The organism is Amycolatopsis sp. NPDC031561, from assembly GCF_055580625.1.
Map to the genome: position 1 here is coordinate 8,568 of NZ_JBVILA010000010.1, position 16,184 is coordinate 24,751.

The following is a 16,184-nucleotide window of genomic DNA, read 5'->3' on the forward strand; positions in this document are numbered from 1 at the left end:
GGAGCCAGGTGCTTGGTGCAAAAAACCCCTTTTTGGGGATCTTGGGTCCCGAAAGTGGCTTTCGCGACGTCCCGGGAGGCTGGTGTGGCCTTCCCGGTTGCGTTGTGGCTGAACCCAAGGTGTTCGAAGGCGTGACTCGCGTGATTGGAGCCGGATCTCGCGTGATCAGAAGGCGAACTCCGTGAGCGTCTCCCGATCACGTGAGATCCGGCTCCAAGCACACGTGATCCGTCTCTGATCACACAGCCGGCACTTCCAGCCCTGGCTCCACCCCACGACCGACGCCGAAAACGACACGAGCACGCCACGTTTGCCCTCCTCCTCAGTAACGCTCTTTGCCACTCACGACCCCCTCGCAAACCGGGGCTGGTCCCGCGTCAGGCGTTGCCGAGCACCCGGGTCACGGTGATCTCGATGACCACGCGCTCCGGGTTCGGTTTGGGCTCCCGATAGCGCGCGGCGTAACGGTTTTCGGCGTCACGCACCGACTCCGGATCCTCGCGCAGCACCGCGCGTCCCTCCAAAGTGGACCATCGCGGGCCGTCGATCTGGCAGGCGGCGACCGGAATGCCCTTTTCGTCCGCTTCCTTGATCATCCGGGCCTTCTTGGACGAGCGGAACGTGATCACGCGGGCGATCCCGGTCTCGAAGTCCACGGTGACCCCGACGGCGACGACGTGCGGGGTCCCGTCGGGGCGGACGGTGGTCAGGGTGGCGAGATGCCGTTCGGTCCAGAATTCCCGGAAGGTCTCGCCGCGCGCGCTCAGGTCGATCGTCATGTGCTCACGCTAGGCCACCGTTCACGTAAGCGTCATTTGAGGTAATAGTAAGGAAACTTTCTTAACTCTCTTGTTTTTGGCAGACCCGGATGTCACCCTCGAAAAGCGCCGCCGCCACCAACGACGTTTCCGGAGGAGCCATGAGAAAGACCGTTCGGACAGTGCTGGCCGCGGCCGCGCTGACCGCCGGGCTGGTCGCCACGACCGCCCCCGCCACCGCGGCCACCGCTCAAGGAACCCCTTACCTGCCGGGTGTTCTCCGCCCGTCGGTGTCCCAGGCGACGCAGGACGCGGCACTCGCCAAGTACTACGACTTCTGGAAGAAGAACTTCCTCACCACCAAGTGCGGGACGGGCACCTACGCGGTCAAGGCGCCGGACGCCGACCACGCCTTCGTCGCCGAGGGTCAGGGTTACGGGATGACCATCGCGGCCATGATGGGCGACAAGGACCCGCAGGCCCGCTCCGTGGTCGACGGCATCCTGAAGTTCGTGAAGGCGCACCCCTCGTCGATCGACAAGGACCTCCACGCCGCCGAGCAGGACGCGAGCTGCAAGAGCGTCAACGGCACCGACTCGGCGACCGACGGCGACCTCGAAATCGCCTACGGCCTGCTCATCGCCGACAAGGTCTGGGGCAGCGGCGGCTCGGTGAACTACAAGGCCGAGGCGCAGCGGATCATCAAGGCGATCAAGCGCAGCGAGGTGCACCCCACCACCAAGTTCATGCGGCTGGCCGACTGGGCCGACGAGGGCAAGTACATCAACAGCTCGCGGTCTTCCGACTGGATGCCGGGTCACCTCCGTGCCTTCGAGAAGGCCACCGGCGACTCGTTCTGGGGTCAGGTCCGCACCCGGCAGGAGCAGGCCGTCACCCAGCTCCAGCAGCAGTACGCGCCGAAGACCGGGCTGATCCCGGACTTCGTCGTCAACACCAACTCCACGCCGAAGCCCGCCCCGGCGGACTTCCTCGAAGGCAAGGACGACAAGTACAGCTACAACGCCTGCCGTGACCCGTGGCGCCTCGGCGTCGACGGTGTCACCGTCTCGGGCAGTCCGGCGCAGGGCCAGGTGCGGAAGATGAACACCTGGATCCAGCAGACGACCGGCGGCGACCCGGCCAAGATCACCACCGGCTACACGCTGTCGGGCGCCAAGATCTCCGGCGAGTCGGGTCAACACCCCTGCTTCACCGCGTCGTTCGCCATCGCGGCGATGAACGACCCGGGCAGCCAGGCCTGGCTGGACAAGCTGTGGACCCGCGTCACCACCTGGACGCCGAACGCCACGGACTACTACGGCACCGGCATCACCGTGCAGGTCCTGCTCATCCTCTCCGGTAACTACATCGCTGTCTGACCTCCCGTGAAGGCCCCCTTCCCTCGGCTCAGCCGAGGGAAGGGGGCCTTCACGCGCGAAACGGACATCCACCGGACAGGATTTCAACACTCAGTTGACCTCTTCAACAGCCAGTTGTAGCGTCGGCGACCATCCGAAGCCTGTGGAGGTCCGTCATGCCGTCGACGCCGCTCACCCTGACCCGAACCTGGCGCTTGGCCGTGCTCACCGGCCTGGCCGCACTCGTCACCGCGGCCTGCGGAGGCGGGCCCGACGGGGCAGGCGGCCAGGAACCCGCGGCACCGGGGGCGCCCGCCGCGATCCCGGACACGACCGCCCTGATCGAGGCCGTCCAGAAGGACGCCGCCGTCGCCCTGCCCGCGAAATACACGCAGGCCGGGATGCTGCACCTGGCGTCGAACCTGCAGTCCGCGCCCAACAACTTCTACGCCGCCGACGGCAAGACCCCGATCGGCTACGAGGTCGACCTCGCCAAGGCCATCGGCAAGAAGCTGGGCGTCACCGTGCACCACCAGGACATGGCGTTCGGTTCGCTGATCACGAGTCTCCAGTCCGGCCGCGTCGATCTCACGATGGCCGCGATGAACGACACCAAGACCCGTCAGGCGCAGATCGATTTCGTCGACTACTTCTCCTCCGGCATCACGATCATGGTCCGCAAGGGAAATCCCGACCAGATCTCCGGCCCGGACGCTTTGTGCGGCAAGAACGTCGCGGTCGTGCAGGGCACGAGCCACCAGAAGTTCGCCGAAGAACAGAACGGCAAATGCACGCAGGGCGGCAAGCCCGCGCTCACCGTGACCGCGACGGACAGCGACACCCAGAACCAGAACCAGCTCCGCACCGGGCGGGTCGCCGCCATCCTCAACGACCTGCCCAGTGCGGTCTACATCTCGCGGACCGCGGGCGAGGGCAAGTTCTTCGAGGTCGTCCCCGGTGAGCCGCTCAACGGCGGGCCGTACGGCATCGGCGTCAACAAGGAGAACAAGCCGCTGGCCGAGTCCGTCCAGAAGGCCTTGCAGTCCCTGATCGCCGACGGCTCGTACGGCAAGATCCTCCAGGCCTGGGGCGTCGAGCAGGGCGCGGTCAAGGAGGCGAAGCTCAATGGCGGAAGCTAGGCGGTCAACCATTCAGCCGCTGCCGATCGTCCGGCTGAGGCACTGGGGCCGCTGGGTCAGCGCCGTCGTCATCCTCGTGTTGCTGGTCCTGCTCGGGATCGCGCTCGGGAACGCCCAGATCCAGTGGGATTCCGTCCCGGAGTTCCTGTGGTACCGGGTGATGGCGGTCGGTCTGCTCAACACCGTGCTGCTCGCGGTGATCGCGCAGGGTTCGGCGATCGTCATCGGGATCGTGATCGCGTTGATGCGCCGGTCGGCGAATCCGGTGGCGCGCTGGTTCGCGGCAGGCTACATCTGGCTGTTCCGCGGGCTTCCGGTGCTGCTGCAGATCCTGATCTGGTACAACCTGGCGCTGGTCTTCGAGTCCATCTCGATCCCGCTGCCGTTCGGCGGCTACCTGCTGCACGAGCAGACCAACGTGCTGATCACCGCGTTCACCGCGGCGCTGCTCGGCTTGGCGCTCAACGAAAGCGCGTACATGGCGGAGATCGTCCGCGCCGGCCTGAACAGTGTCGACAGTGGACAGACGGAGGCGGCGAAGTCGATCGGGATGTCACCGGGCGCGACGTTGCGCCGGGTGGTGCTGCCGCAGGCGATGCGGGTGATCATCCCGCCGACCGGCAACGACTTCATCAACATGCTCAAGGGGACTTCGATGGCGTCGGTGATCGGCGTGACCGAACTGATCCACGCCGCGAACAACATCTCGTCCAACAATCTGCTGGTGATGGAGACGCTGCTGGCCGCCGCGGTCTGGTACATGGTCGTGGTGACCGTCGCCGGGGTCGGGCAGCACTATCTGGAGCGGGCCTTCGACTCCGAAGACCGGTCGCGAAGTCCGTTTTCCCGTGCCGCCAAGGCTTTGCGCACCGCGCCGCTGGTGAGGAGTGAACGTGGCTGAGCCGCTGCTCAAGGCCGTCGGAGTCCGCAAGAGCTACGGCCACACCGAAGTGCTGAGCGGGATCGACCTCGAAGTCCACAAAGGACAGGTGGTCTGCCTGCTCGGCCCGTCCGGCGCGGGGAAGAGCACGTTCCTGCGCTGCGTCAACCATCTGGAGACGATCGACGCCGGACAGGTCTGGGTCGACGGCGAGCCGATCGGATTCCGCCTGAAGAACGGGAAGCTGTACGAGCTGAAGGAACGCGAAGTCGCCCGTCAGCGGCGCGACATCGGCATGGTGTTCCAGCGGTTCAACCTGTTCGGGCACCGGACGGCGCTGCAGAACATCGTCGAGGGGCCGGTGCGGGTGCTCGGCGTCCCGGCCGACGAAGCCCGGGAACAGGCGCTCGGCCTGCTGGACAGGGTCGGCCTCGCGCAGCGGGCCGACGCCTATCCGGCACAGTTGTCGGGCGGGCAGCAGCAGCGGGTCGCGATCGCCCGGTCGCTCGCGATGAAACCGAAGCTGATGCTGTTCGACGAGCCGACCTCGGCGCTCGACCCGGAACTCGTGGGCGAGGTGCTGGCGGTGATGGGTACGTTGGCCGCGGAGGGGATGACGATGGTCGTGGTGACGCACGAAATGGGGTTCGCGGCCGAGGCCGCGGACGAGGTGGTGTTCATGGCCGACGGTGCGGTCGTCGAGACCGGTCCGCCGGGGGAGATCCTGAGTTCGCCGAAGCACGAGCGGACCCAGCAGTTCCTGGCACGGGTCCTCGCATGACGCGGATCTCGCCGCGGTACCTGCTGCAGTTCGGCGAACCGGCCGGGTACCTCGACTTCGCCCGGTTCGGGCCGCCGTCGCACGCCGTGCTCGACACGACGGCGAGCCTGCTCGACGCCTCGACCAAGGCCGGTCCGTCCACTGTGGACGACCTGATGCGGCAGGAGACCCGTGCGAAGGCCGCCGCAGCGCGGCTTTCCGGCAGCGACACCGACCACACGGTGCTGTTGCCGCACACCAGTCTCGGGTTGTTCCAGGCCGCGTTCAACGCCCCGGGCGGCGAGGCGCTGGTCTCGGCGTCGGAGTTCCCGGCCAACACGTACCCGTGGGCGCGGGCCGAACAGGCAGGACGGCTGACAGTGCGCCGGCTGCCGCTGGGGAACGTCACGGCGGACGCTGTCAAGGCGGCCCTGACACCGGAGACGTCGCTGGTCAGCGTGAGCGCAGTCGACTTCCGCACCGGGTACCGCGCCGATCTGGCGGCGATCCGCGAGGTGGTGGGAGACAGGCTTCTCGTCGTCGACGGCATCCAGGGCTTCGGGGTGACCGAGGCGCCGTGGGAGGTCGCGGACGTGCTCGTCGTCGGCGGCCAGAAGTGGCTGCGGGCGGGCTGGGGCACCGGCTTCGCCGTCCTGTCCGACCGGGCGCTGGAACGGATGGAGCCCATCCTGTCCGGCTGGACCGGCGCCCGTGACCCGGGCCTGTTCGACGACGAGATCCATCCGGCCGACGACACCGCGGCCGCGTGGTCGCTCTCGAACCTGAGCCCGATCACCTCGGGCGCGTTCGCGGCCGCACTGGAATTGGTGGAAGAGGCGGGTGTCGCGGCCATCGCCGGACGGATCGCCGAACGCGTCGGAGAGCTCGAAGAAGTCGTGAAATCCGTGGGCGGCGAGGTGGTTTCGGCCGTCGAGCGGCGGGCCGGGATCCTCGCGTTCACCGTGCCCGGCCACGCCGCCGAACAGGTCGGCTCCGCGCTGGCGAACGCCGGGATCGCCGTGACCATACGGCCGGAGCACGTCCGGCTGTCCCCGCACGCGTCGACTCCGGCGAGCACGGCGGAACTGGTGCGCTCGGCGTTGGAACGGCTGACGAAACCGGTCAGCGTGGTGGGAGTGCCCGTTCCGGTCGCCGGGCAGGCGTCGGGGGATCTGCTCACCGCGCTCGTCCCGGCGGTGCACGCGCTCGCGGCGATGCTGGGGCCGGGCAACGAAGTCCTGCTGCACGATCTGAGCAGGCTGCCGGACTCGATCGTCGCCATCGCGGGTGACCTCACCGGCCGGACGGTCGGCGGTCCGATGACGGACCTGCTGCTCGGCCTGGTCCGCCGCGGCACCACACAGGACCTGACGAACTACGAAACCCACGGCCCCGACGGACGCGCGATCCGCTCCTCGACGCTGTTCCTGCGGGACGCCGACGGGGTCGCGATCGGCTGCCTGTGCGTCAACCGGCTGACCGACGGGGCGCCGAAGGCCAACGGGCACGAACCCGAGACGTTCCCGCCGGACGTCGACAGCCTGCAGCGGTTCCTCGTCGGGCGAGCGGTCACGAAGGCCGGGATCCCGGTGGACCTGATGAAGAAGCGGCACAAGGCGGCCGTGGTCCGGGAACTGGACGAGGCGGGGTTCTTCCTCATCAAGGACTCGGTGGACCACCTCGCCGGGGAACTCGACGTCACGCGGTACACGATCTACAACTACCTGAACGAGATCCGAGGCACCTGACGCTCCCGCGCGCGCTATGAAAGGCCCGTTACTTGCAAAATTTGCAAGTAACGGGCCTTTCATAGCATCGGTGAAGCGGTACAGGAGCTACTTCAGGAAGGACTCCACGGCGTCCGCCGCCCGCTCGATCCCGCCGTTCCCCCGCGTCTCAGCACGGACCTCGGCAAGGCGAGCCGCGACCGAAGGCGACCCGGCCACCCTCTCGACGGCGGCACGCAACACGGAAGCCGTCACGTCCGACGCCGCGAGCTCCTCGCCGACGCCCAGTTCCGCCAGCTTCGCCGCGTTGCCGAAACCGTCGGTGGCCAGCGGGATCGCGACGGTCGGCACGCCGTACCACAGCGATTCCGTGCTGCCGCCCATGCCGGCGTGCGTGATGAACGCCGACGCGGCCTCCAGCACGGCGAGTTGCGGGACGGACGGGTGCACCTCGATGTGCTCCGGCAGCGGCCCGAGGTCGGCCGGATCGGTCTGCCCGATCGAGATGACCACGTGCCAGTCCGAGTCGCGGAACCCGTCCACGCACGCGCGGAACAGGTCGATCTGATCGGTGAACGCCGTGCCGAGGGACATCAGCAGGACCTTCTTGCCGCTCGAAGGCGGCGTCCAGCTCCGGTCGGCGAGGCGTTCCGGGTCCAGCGCCGGGCCGACGAACCGGACCGACGACGGCACCCGTTCGACGTTGGGCTGCATCGCCCTCGGCAGCAGCGCGAGCACCTGCTCCGGATGGGAGATCCAGTCCCAGGCGTCGGCCTCGATCCCGTTCTCGTTCAGCCACCGGGTGAAAGTGGCGAAATAGTCCTTTCCGGACGGTGAGGTCCGGATCGAGGTCAGGATCTCGGCCATGTCCTCTTCGTAGCCGTCCCAGGCGACATACGTCGGGGACAGCTGCACGGCCGGGACGCCGTAGCGCCTGGCCAGGAGCGGCGCCGGGAGACCGCCGATGTCGTACAGCAGCAGGTCCGGGCGGTTCTCGTCGTAGAAATCGGTCAGCACCGGCATCGCCTGGATGCCTTCGTCGAGGAAGACCCGCATCTGGGACGCCGGGTCCTCCGGCCACGCCGACTGGTCGCCGAGCGGGAGGATCGACGGATGCGCGACCACCTCGGCGCCGGTCGGCTCGATCAGCCCGGTGAGCGGTTCGCCGACGACGTAGCTGACCCGATGCCCGCGAGCGATCAGCTCACGGATGACGGCCAGCGAGGGATAGATGTGGCTCGGCGCGGTACAGCCGATCATCGCGATGTGGTTCTGCATGAGATCCTGTCTGAGGTCGTGACGTCAGACGGCGCGCGGAAAAGGGGCCTCCCGATCGCGGGGGCCCTGCGGTCACGCCGTCTCAGGCGGTGCGCATGCGGATTCGGCAGATCATGATCGACAGCCTAGCGCCCGCACCACGGCCTCCCCACCGATTAACCGGTTGCCCGGTTTGCCGCGATCGGGACCCGCCGTTGGTAGGGACCTTCGCCGAAGGGCTTCCGCAGGTCATGGACGTGGATAGGGTTTCGGGGCTTTCACCTCTGGAGGGAAAGGGAAAACCTTGAGACGTGTGCTCATCACCGCGCTGGCCGTCGCCACGCTCGCCTCGGTCGCGGTGACCGCGCCCGCCGGTGCGGCAGAAGCGGCGCAACCCGCCGAGACCATCACCTGGGGGGCGTGTACCGACCAGACGTTGATCAACGCCGGCGCCGAGTGCGGATACCTGTCCGTTCCGCTCGATTACTCGCGCCCGCGCGGCGAGAAGATCCAGCTCGCGCTCAGCCGCGTCAAGCACAAGACGCCCGAAGCGCAGTATCAGGGCGTCATGCTCACCAACCCCGGTGGCCCCGGCGGTTCCGGACTGCTGCTCGCGACCCGCGGCACGCGCGTGCCGAACCACGCCGGTGACGCCTACGACTGGGTCGGTTTCGACCCGCGCGGCGTCGGGTCCAGCAAGCCCGCGCTTTCGTGCATCCCGAACTACATGGACTACAACCGGCCGGAATACGTGCCGACGACGCGGCACCTGGAGAAGACCTGGTTGCAGCGCTCGAAGTCCTACGCCGACGCGTGCGCGAAGAACAACAGCCGCGCCCTGCTGGAGAACATCAAGACGACCGACACGGTCCAGGACATGGAGAGCATCCGCAAGGCGCTCGGCGCCGAGCAGTTGAACTTCTACGGGTACTCCTACGGCACCTATCTCGGCCAGGTGTACGGGACGCTGTTCCCGCAGCACGTCCGCCGGATGGTCCTCGATTCCACTGTGGACCCCCGCAATGTCTGGTACCAGGCCAACCTGAACCAGGACCTCGCCTACGACGTCAACCTCAACATCTGGTTCGGCTGGGTCGCGTCGCACGACGACGTCTACCACCTCGGCAAGACGCAGGCCGCGGTGAAGCAGGTCTTCGACGAGCAGCTGAAGAAGCTGCGCGCGGTCCCGGCGGGCGGCTACGTCGGGCCGGACGAGTTCCTCGACGTCTTCAACCAGGCCTCCTACTACCAGCTGCGCTGGACACTGCTCGGTGACGCGCTCGCGAAGTTCGTCAACAAGGGTGACTGGCAAACGATGAAGGGGCTGTTCGAGACCTTCGGCGGACGCGGCGACGACAACGGTTACGCCGTCTATCTCGCCGTCCAGTGCTCGGACGTGAAATGGCCGCAGAGCTGGCAGCAGTGGAAGCACGACAACTGGCGGACCTACCAGAAGGCGCCGTACTTCACCTGGCAGAACGCCTGGTACAACGGCCCTTGCCTGTACTGGCCCGCGAAACCCGGCAAGCCTGTCAAGGTCGACGGCAAGAAGGTGCCGAGTGTGCTGATGATCGGCGAGACGCTCGACGCGGCGACGCCGTACGAAGGCAGCCTCGAGGTGCGTAGCCGGTTCCCCGGCGCTCGCCTGATCGGTGAGCCGGGCGGCACGAGTCACGCGATCACTCCGCGCGGCAACGCCTGCGTCGACAACAAGATCGCCGACTACCTGGCCACCGGTGCGCTGCCCGCGCGCAAGCCAGGGCGGACGGCCGACGTCGAATGCGCGCCGCTGCCGCTCCCGGTGCCCCCTCCGGTTCCGGCAGCCGCTGACGCGGCCACCTCCCGGGTGCCCGCCTAAGTAGTCCCGTGAAGGCCCCCTTCCCTCGGCTCAGCCGCGGGAAGGGGGCCTTCACGCGCTCCGGGGTTTCCAGAGCAGGGGACTTTGTGTTACAAAGTACGTATCGACTTTGTAGTTCAGAGTGCTCGAAGGGGGAAAGTCATGGCGGACGCGTTCAGCCTCGAAGGGCTGGTGAAGCGCTTCGGCGACGTCCTGGCCGTCGACGACGTCAGTGTGCGGGTCGCACCGGGGGAGGTCGTGGCGCTGCTCGGGCCGAACGGCGCGGGCAAGTCGACCACGATCGACATGCTGCTGGGCCTGACCAGGCCTGACGCGGGTCAGGTCCGCGTCGCCGGGCTCAGCGCGGCCGAGGCGATGGACCGGGGGATGGTCGGCGCGATGGCGCAGAACGGGACGCTGCTCAGGGACGCCACCGTCGCCGAGCTCGTCGGCCTGTTCGCCTCGCTGCACCGGGATCCGCTGCCCATCCGCGAGGTCCTCAAGCGCGCCGGCGTCACCGAGTACGCGAACCGCCGCTGCGGGAAGCTCTCCGGTGGCGAGCAGCAGCGGGTGCGGTTCGCGCTCGCGCTGGTCGGCGATCCGGATCTGCTGGTGCTCGACGAGCCGACCGCGGCCATGGACGTCGACGGGCGGCGCCGCTTCTGGGCGGCGATGCGCGAGTACACCGAGACGGGCCGCACGGTCCTCTTCGCGACGCACTACCTCGCCGAGGCGGAGGACTACGCGGACCGTGTCGTGCTGATGCGGCACGGCGGGGTCGTCGCGGACGGGCCGGTCGGCGAGGTCCGGGCCGCGGTGGCCGGCCGGGTGCTGCGCGCCGCCGTCCCGGATGCCACCGAGGCCGAGCTCGCCGCGCTGCCCGGGGTGTCGCGCGCGGTGCTGCGGGCCGGGCACGCGGAGCTCAGCTGCGCCGATTCCGACGCCGCCATCCGCGGTCTGCTGCGTGAGTTCCCGCTCGCCGCGAACATCGAAATCACCGCCGTGGGACTGGAAGAGGCCTTCATCGCGCTGACCGCCGATGAGGCCGAAGGAGCCTTGAGATGAACCTGACTTACCTCGCGCTGGAGATCAAGCGCATCGTCCGCAGCCCGCAGTTCGCGCTGTTCACCATCGGCATGCCGCTGGCGATGTTCCTGTTGTTCGGCGGGATCTTCGGCGCCCGCGAGATCGCTCCGGGGATCTCGACCGCGACGGTGACCATGGTGAACATGGCCGCGTACGGCGCCATGACCGCCGCGCTGTTCACCGGCACCCGCGTCGCCACCGAGCGCACCGACGGCTGGCAGCGCACCCTGCGGCTGACGCCGATGCGGGCGCCGGGCTATCTGATGGTCAAGGTGTCGGCGGGATTGTTCGTCGCGCTGCCGGTGCTGCTGGTGATCTTCGCGGCGGGCATGATCCGCGGCATCCGGCTCGAAACCGGCCAGTGGCTGACGATCTTCGGCGCGCTGTGGCTCGGCGCGCTGCCGTTCGCGGTGCTGGGCCTGATGATCGGCATGTTCGGCAAGGGCGACACCGTGCAGGCGGTGACCGGCGCGCTGATGCTGCCGCTGGGCATGTTCGGCGGACTGTGGATCCCGTTGCAGGTCCTGCCCGGCTGGATGAACACCGCCGGGTACATCATGCCGACGTACTGGCTCGGCGAGATCGGCCGCGCGCCGGTGCTGGGCGGGTCCGGCGCGCTGACCGCGGTCCTGGTGCTCGCCGCCTGGCTGGTGGTGCCCGCCCTCGTGGTGATGGCGAGGTTCCGGCTTGACACGGCGAGACTGTGAACCCGTGTTAGCTTTCCGAAGTGGTGGAGGATGAACGGGACGACGACGCGCGGCCGATGACGCCCGAGGAGTCGCTCGCGCTCATCGCCAGGCAGACGGAGGACACCCGGCGTGAGATCGGGCCGAATCCGGCCGTGCTGCTCGCCGTCTGGGGACTGGTGTGGCTGTTCGGTTTCGGGCTCGTCTACGTCTCCGCGCCGCCCACCGCCCTGATGCCGATGTGGGTCGCCGGCGCGCTCACCGTCGCCGGTTTCGCCGGGGCGATGGCGTGCTCGGCGATTTACGGGATCCGGGCGGGCCGCGGCGTGCGCGGGCCGTCCCGGCTGGTCGGGGCGATGTACGGGTGGAGCTGGATGATCGCGTTCGGCGGGCTGACGGTGGTGAACACCGCGCTGATCCGGCTCGGCCTCGACACCGAGCTGATCCCGTTGCTGTGGTCCGGGACCTCGCTCATGCTGACCGGCCTGATGTACCTCGCCGGCGGAATGCTGTGGCAGAGCAAACTGCAGTACGGCCTCGGCGTGTGGATCATCGCGTGCGGCGCGGCGAGCGTGCTGGCCGGGGGGCCGCACAACTTCCTCGTGCTGAGCCTGGCGGGCGGCGGTGGCTTCCTGGTGGCGTCGCTGGTCTTCCTGGTGCGGTCGCGATGAGCGAAGACGGGCTGCCCCAGCTCGATCCGGTGATCCACGCGCAGGCGCGGCTGCGGGTCACCGTGGCGCTGTCGAGCCTCGGACCGGGGGACCGCATCACCTTCCCCCGGCTGCAGCAGTTGCTGGACATGACACCGGGCAACCTGTCGACGCATCTGCGCAAACTCGAGGACGCAGGCTACGTCGAGATCACCAAGGCGTTCGAACATCGCACGCCGGTGACGTTGGTCGAGCTGACTACGAGGGGCCGGGCGGCGTTCGAGGAGTACACGAAGGCCTTGCACCGTCTTCTCGAGGTACCGGGCGATGGGCGGGCGTGACCGGTGGGTCATCCACCTCGACATGGACGCGTTCTACGCCTCCTGTGAACAGCTGACCCGGCCGACCCTGGCCCATCGTCCGGTCCTGGTCGGCGGCGCGGGCCCGCGTGGCGTGGTCGCCGGGGCGAGTTATCAGGCGCGGGAACACGGCATCAAATCGGCGATGCCGATGTCGCAGGCCCGGCGGCTGTTGCCACCCAACGGGGTCATCCTGCCGCCGCGGTTCAAACTGTACGAACTGCTGAGCACGCGGGTGTTCGACCTCGTCGCCCAGTACGCGCCCGTGCTGGAGCGGATCTCCCTCGACGAGGCTTTCGCGGAACCGCCGTCGCTGGCCGGGGCGTCGTCGGCCGGGGTGCGGGAGTTCGGTGCCCGTCTGCGGGAGCACATCCGGTCCGAAATCGGGCTGGTGGCGTCGATCGGGGCGGCGTCGGGGAAGCAGGTCGCGAAGGTCGCGTCGGATCTGGCGAAACCGGACGGGCTGCTCGTCGTCGACCAGGGCACCGAACGCGACTTCCTCGCGCCGTTGCCGACCAGGGTGCTGTGGGGGATCGGCCCGGTGGCGGAAGGGAAACTGCGGGCGATCGGCGTCCGGACGCTGGGCCAGCTGACCGCGCTCTCCGAGGCCGACGCGGTGTCCACTTTGGGCAGTGTGGTCGGGCGGGACCTGCGGCGCCTTGCCACCGGCGCCGACGACCGGCCGGTGTCCGGCCGCGCGGAGCTCAAGCAGGTCAGCGCGGAGACGACGTTCGACCGGGACCTGATCGACCTGGCGAGCCTGCGGCGCGAGGTCCGCGACCTCGCCGTCCACGCGCACAAACGGCTCGTCAACGCCGACCGGGTGGCGCGGACGGTGGTGGTGAAACTGCGGCACACCGATTTCAGCACGGTGACGCGGTCGGAGACGATGGCTTCGCCCACCGACGAATTCGACCAGCTCGCCTCGATGGCGGAACGGCTGCTCATCGACCCCGCCGAATTCGGCGGGGTGCGGCTGGCCGGGGTCGCGTTCTCCGGGCTTTCGGTACCGCATCAGGATCCGCTGTTCACCCTTGCCGTCCCGGCTCCCGACGTGCCGTTGGTCGAGCGAGCGCCCGCGCCGGAGGTCGTCGTCTCCTCGACTTGGCGGCCCGGGGACGACGTGGCGCACGACGCGCACGGAAGTGGCTGGGTGCAGGGAGCCGGGCACGGCCGGGTGACTGTGCGGTTCGAGACGCGGTCCAGCGGCCCGGGCGTCGCGCGGACCTTCCTCCAGGACGACCCGGCCCTCCACCGAGGCGACCCTTCCGACTGCCTCGCCTGACCCCCCGCGTTTAGTCCTCTAGTTGCGGTAGTTCGAGGGTGAACTACCGCAACTAGAGGACTAAACGCGGTAGTTGCGTGTGCAAGGACCGCAACTAGAGGACTAAACGCGGGGAGTGTCGCGCGCGATCACCGTAAGGCAGGATGAAAGGGACAGTCACCCGATCGAGGGAATCCATGTTCAGCTCCCGCGCCCGTCAGACCACCGCGCTCCTCGGCGCGGCCCTCCTGCTCACCGCGTGCAGTTCCACCCCCGAGCAGCAGCCGCCCGCCGCGTCCGAGGCTCCGGCGACGGCGAGTCAGGCGCCCGGCGATGCGTTCACCGTGGTCGCGACCGGCGACGTGCTGATCCATCCCGCGCTGACCGACCAGGCGAAGGAGGACGGTGGCGGCACGATCGACTACCGGCCGCTCCTGGCCGGGATCAAACCGCTGATCTCCGGTGCCGACCTCGGCATCTGCCATCTGGAGACCCCGCTCGCGCCGAAGGGCGGGCCCTACAGCGGCTACCCGTCGTTCAGCGCGCCGCCGGAGATCGTCGACGCGCTCAAGGACACCGGCTACGACAACTGCTCGACGGCGTCCAACCACACGATCGACCAGGGTGTGGACGGCGCGACGCGGACGCTCGACAAACTCGACGAGGCGGGGATCAAGCACACCGGCTCGGCACGCTCGGCCGAAGAAGCGAAGAAGCCGCTGATCGTCGACGTAAAGGGCGTCAAGGTCGCCCAGATCTCCTTCTCCTACGGGTTCAACGGGATCAAGGTGCCCTCGGGGAAACCCTGGCTGGTCAACCAGACCGACGCCGAAGACGTGATCGCGCAGGCCAAGGCGGCGCGGAAGGCGGGTGCCCAGGTCGTCCTCGCGAGCCTGCACTGGGGCACCGAGTACCAGCACGACCCGACGGCCGAACAGCGCTCACTGGCGAAAAAACTCCTCGGTGACGACTCGATCGACCTGATCATCGGCCACCACGCGCACGTCGTGCAGCCCTTCGAGCAGATCAACGGCAAATGGGTCGCCTACGGCCTCGGCAACAGCGTCGCCCGGCATTCGGAGCCGAAGGGTTCGACCGAACAAGGGGCGGCCGCGCGGTTCCGGTTCGTGCGGGACGGCGAACGCTGGAAGGTCGACAAGGCCGAGTACGTCCCGACGCTGGTCCAGCTCGGCCCGCCGATCCGGTTGCTCGACCTGACCGCGGGGCAGAGCGGGAACGCCGGTGCGGACGCGCTCAAGGCCACCGACGAGGTCGTCCTCAGCCGTGGTGCCGGCGACCAGGGGTTGACCCGCCCCGGTCGCTGAGCTTCCGGCGGGGACACGGATGGGCCGGGCCCTTCGTCCGGCCCACCCGCGCCTTTTCCGCGCCCGACTTCAATATCGTCGCCGTACCACCAGTTTCGCGAGGGCCGCGAGTTCGGTGCCTGGGCGGGGTACCGGACTCGAGACGGCGAGATGGTGCAGCGCGCCGGTCAGGAGCGCGTCGGCCTGCTCCTGGCTCCACGACCGGCCGCCCGCCCGTTCCACCAGTTCCGCCGCGTGGGGCAATTCCGCGACGTCGAGGTTTTCCTTGCGGTACAAGGCCTCCAGTTCTCGCCCGGCTTCGGTCCCGGAGTGGAGCGCGGCCACCACCGGCAGGGACTTCTTCCGGTTGGAGAGATCCGAGTGGACCGGTTTCCCGGTCACCGCCGGATCGCCCCAGATCCCGAGGAGATCGTCGATGTGCTGGAACGCCAGCCCGAGTGCCCTCCCGTACTCGGTCAGCCGGTCGACCTGATCCTGCCTCCCTTCCCCGGCGAGCGCGCCGAGCGTGCACGACGCCCCGAGCAACGCGCCGGTCTTCCCCTCGGCCATCCGTACGCATTCGGCGGTGTCGACGTCACCGCGTTCTTCGAACTTCAGGTCCGCGCTCTGCCCTTCCAGTAGATCGATCACGGCCGTGCTCAGCACCCGCAGCGCGGTCGGCCCGAACGGGGCCAGCACTTCGAGGGCCCGGGACAGCAAGGCGTCCCCGGCGAGGATCGCGGCGCCGGTGCCGAACACCGTCCAGGCCGTCGGGCGGTGCCGCCGGGTGGTGTCCCGGTCCATCACGTCGTCGTGCAGCAGCGAGAAGTTGTGCACGAGCTCCACCGCGACAGCCACCGGGACGGCCACTTCGGCGTCACCGCCGACCGCCTGTGCCGACAGCAGCGCGAGCGCGGGCCGCAACGCCTTCCCGCTGTCCGAAGTGGACGGACGGCCGTGCTCGTCCCACCAGCCGAAGTGGTAACCGGCGATGAGCCGCATCGATTCGGGAAGCCCGCCGACGGCCTCGCGCAATGCCGGGTCGAGCAGATTTCGGCTCCACGTCAGGACTTCGGTGGCGGGCCGGGCTCCGGTGCCGGTGTCGATGGTCGTCAACGG

The 16,184-nt window shown here is 68.6% G+C and carries 15 protein-coding genes; 12 read left to right on the forward strand and 3 right to left on the reverse strand.

The genetic code is table 11. The features are described from left to right. Positions 1-377: 377 nt before the first annotated feature. A complete protein-coding gene (locus ACZ5IK_RS21160; RefSeq protein ID WP_101612937.1) occupies positions 378-779 on the reverse strand; it encodes a TIGR03618 family F420-dependent PPOX class oxidoreductase in 402 nt (133 codons plus the stop codon). Between the two features lie 140 nt (positions 780-919). Between ACZ5IK_RS21160 and ACZ5IK_RS21165 the strand changes: the two genes are divergently transcribed. The 5 genes from ACZ5IK_RS21165 (at position 920) to ACZ5IK_RS21185 (ending at position 6,643) form a co-directional block, all read left to right on the forward strand. Next, on the forward strand, positions 920-2,137 hold the full coding sequence (locus tag ACZ5IK_RS21165) for a glycosyl hydrolase family 8 (protein ID WP_465489203.1): 1,218 nt from the start codon (positions 920-922) through the stop codon (positions 2,135-2,137). 155 nt (positions 2,138-2,292) lie between these two features. After that, complete coding sequence (locus ACZ5IK_RS21170) at positions 2,293-3,255, forward strand: ABC transporter substrate-binding protein (RefSeq protein WP_465489204.1); 963 nt, start codon at positions 2,293-2,295, stop codon at positions 3,253-3,255. Beyond that, the gene (locus ACZ5IK_RS21175) at positions 3,242-4,156 is read left to right on the forward strand and encodes an amino acid ABC transporter permease (protein WP_465489205.1); all 915 of its coding nucleotides are present in this window, start codon (positions 3,242-3,244) and stop codon (positions 4,154-4,156) included. Before ACZ5IK_RS21170 ends, ACZ5IK_RS21175 begins: the two co-directional genes overlap by 14 nt. Next, positions 4,149-4,916 carry an amino acid ABC transporter ATP-binding protein gene (locus ACZ5IK_RS21180; RefSeq protein ID WP_465489206.1) on the forward strand — a complete coding sequence of 256 codons (768 nt, stop codon included), beginning with the start codon at positions 4,149-4,151 and terminating at the stop codon, positions 4,914-4,916. The genes ACZ5IK_RS21175 and ACZ5IK_RS21180 overlap by 8 nt, the downstream gene beginning before the upstream one ends. Continuing rightward, complete coding sequence (locus ACZ5IK_RS21185) at positions 4,913-6,643, forward strand: aminotransferase class V-fold PLP-dependent enzyme (protein WP_465489207.1); 1,731 nt, start codon at positions 4,913-4,915, stop codon at positions 6,641-6,643. The genes ACZ5IK_RS21180 and ACZ5IK_RS21185 overlap by 4 nt, the downstream gene beginning before the upstream one ends. Positions 6,644-6,730: 87 nt before the next feature. Here the strand turns inward: ACZ5IK_RS21185 and ACZ5IK_RS21190 are convergent, their stop codons facing one another. Further along, positions 6,731-7,900: a macrolide family glycosyltransferase gene (locus ACZ5IK_RS21190; RefSeq protein ID WP_465489208.1), complete on the reverse strand. Its 1,170-nt coding sequence runs from the start codon at positions 7,898-7,900 to the stop codon at positions 6,731-6,733. 283 nt (positions 7,901-8,183) lie between these two features. On the opposite strand from ACZ5IK_RS21190, the gene ACZ5IK_RS21195 reads away from it, so the two are divergent. From ACZ5IK_RS21195 to ACZ5IK_RS21225, 7 genes are all read left to right on the forward strand, one after another. Beyond that, a complete protein-coding gene (locus ACZ5IK_RS21195; protein WP_465489209.1) occupies positions 8,184-9,737 on the forward strand; it encodes an alpha/beta hydrolase in 1,554 nt (517 codons plus the stop codon). Between the two features lie 141 nt (positions 9,738-9,878). Next, positions 9,879-10,781, forward strand: a complete 903-nt coding sequence (locus ACZ5IK_RS21200) for an ABC transporter ATP-binding protein (protein WP_465489210.1) — start codon at positions 9,879-9,881, stop codon at positions 10,779-10,781. Beyond that, on the forward strand, positions 10,778-11,509 hold the full coding sequence (locus tag ACZ5IK_RS21205) for an ABC transporter permease (protein ID WP_465489211.1): 732 nt from the start codon (positions 10,778-10,780) through the stop codon (positions 11,507-11,509). Before ACZ5IK_RS21200 ends, ACZ5IK_RS21205 begins: the two co-directional genes overlap by 4 nt. 20 nt (positions 11,510-11,529) lie before the next feature. Continuing rightward, positions 11,530-12,159, forward strand: a complete 630-nt coding sequence (locus ACZ5IK_RS21210) for a hypothetical protein (protein ID WP_465489212.1) — start codon at positions 11,530-11,532, stop codon at positions 12,157-12,159. Further along, positions 12,156-12,479, forward strand: coding sequence for a transcriptional regulator (locus ACZ5IK_RS21215; protein ID WP_020634259.1), 324 nt, complete (start codon positions 12,156-12,158; stop codon positions 12,477-12,479). The genes ACZ5IK_RS21210 and ACZ5IK_RS21215 overlap by 4 nt, the downstream gene beginning before the upstream one ends. Beyond that, positions 12,466-13,782 carry a DNA polymerase IV gene (locus ACZ5IK_RS21220; RefSeq protein ID WP_465489213.1) on the forward strand — a complete coding sequence of 439 codons (1,317 nt, stop codon included), beginning with the start codon at positions 12,466-12,468 and terminating at the stop codon, positions 13,780-13,782. The genes ACZ5IK_RS21215 and ACZ5IK_RS21220 overlap by 14 nt, the downstream gene beginning before the upstream one ends. Before the next feature lie 176 nt (positions 13,783-13,958). After that, a complete protein-coding gene (locus ACZ5IK_RS21225; protein ID WP_465489214.1) occupies positions 13,959-15,086 on the forward strand; it encodes a CapA family protein in 1,128 nt (375 codons plus the stop codon). A gap of 69 nt (positions 15,087-15,155) precedes the next feature. Here ACZ5IK_RS21225 and ACZ5IK_RS21230 read toward each other — a convergent pair whose 3' ends face one another. Then, entirely contained in the window at positions 15,156-16,181 is a 1,026-nt protein-coding gene (locus tag ACZ5IK_RS21230; RefSeq protein WP_465489215.1) for a family 2 encapsulin nanocompartment cargo protein polyprenyl transferase, read from the reverse strand. Positions 16,182-16,184: the final 3 nt, after the last annotated feature.

Coding starts and splice junctions, on each gene's coding strand:
- ACZ5IK_RS21185 (WP_465489207.1), top strand. CDS start 4,913: ATGACGCGGATCTCGCCGCGGTACCTGCTGCAGTTCGGCGAACCGGCC.
- ACZ5IK_RS21160 (WP_101612937.1), bottom strand. CDS start 779: ATGACGATCGACCTGAGCGCGCGCGGCGAGACCTTCCGGGAATTCTGG.
- ACZ5IK_RS21225 (WP_465489214.1), top strand. CDS start 13,959: ATGTTCAGCTCCCGCGCCCGTCAGACCACCGCGCTCCTCGGCGCGGCC.
- ACZ5IK_RS21190 (WP_465489208.1), bottom strand. CDS start 7,900: ATGCAGAACCACATCGCGATGATCGGCTGTACCGCGCCGAGCCACATC.
- ACZ5IK_RS21170 (WP_465489204.1), top strand. CDS start 2,293: ATGCCGTCGACGCCGCTCACCCTGACCCGAACCTGGCGCTTGGCCGTG.
- ACZ5IK_RS21220 (WP_465489213.1), top strand. CDS start 12,466: ATGGGCGGGCGTGACCGGTGGGTCATCCACCTCGACATGGACGCGTTC.
- ACZ5IK_RS21215 (WP_020634259.1), top strand. CDS start 12,156: ATGAGCGAAGACGGGCTGCCCCAGCTCGATCCGGTGATCCACGCGCAG.
- ACZ5IK_RS21175 (WP_465489205.1), top strand. CDS start 3,242: ATGGCGGAAGCTAGGCGGTCAACCATTCAGCCGCTGCCGATCGTCCGG.
- ACZ5IK_RS21165 (WP_465489203.1), top strand. CDS start 920: ATGAGAAAGACCGTTCGGACAGTGCTGGCCGCGGCCGCGCTGACCGCC.
- ACZ5IK_RS21200 (WP_465489210.1), top strand. CDS start 9,879: ATGGCGGACGCGTTCAGCCTCGAAGGGCTGGTGAAGCGCTTCGGCGAC.
- ACZ5IK_RS21205 (WP_465489211.1), top strand. CDS start 10,778: ATGAACCTGACTTACCTCGCGCTGGAGATCAAGCGCATCGTCCGCAGC.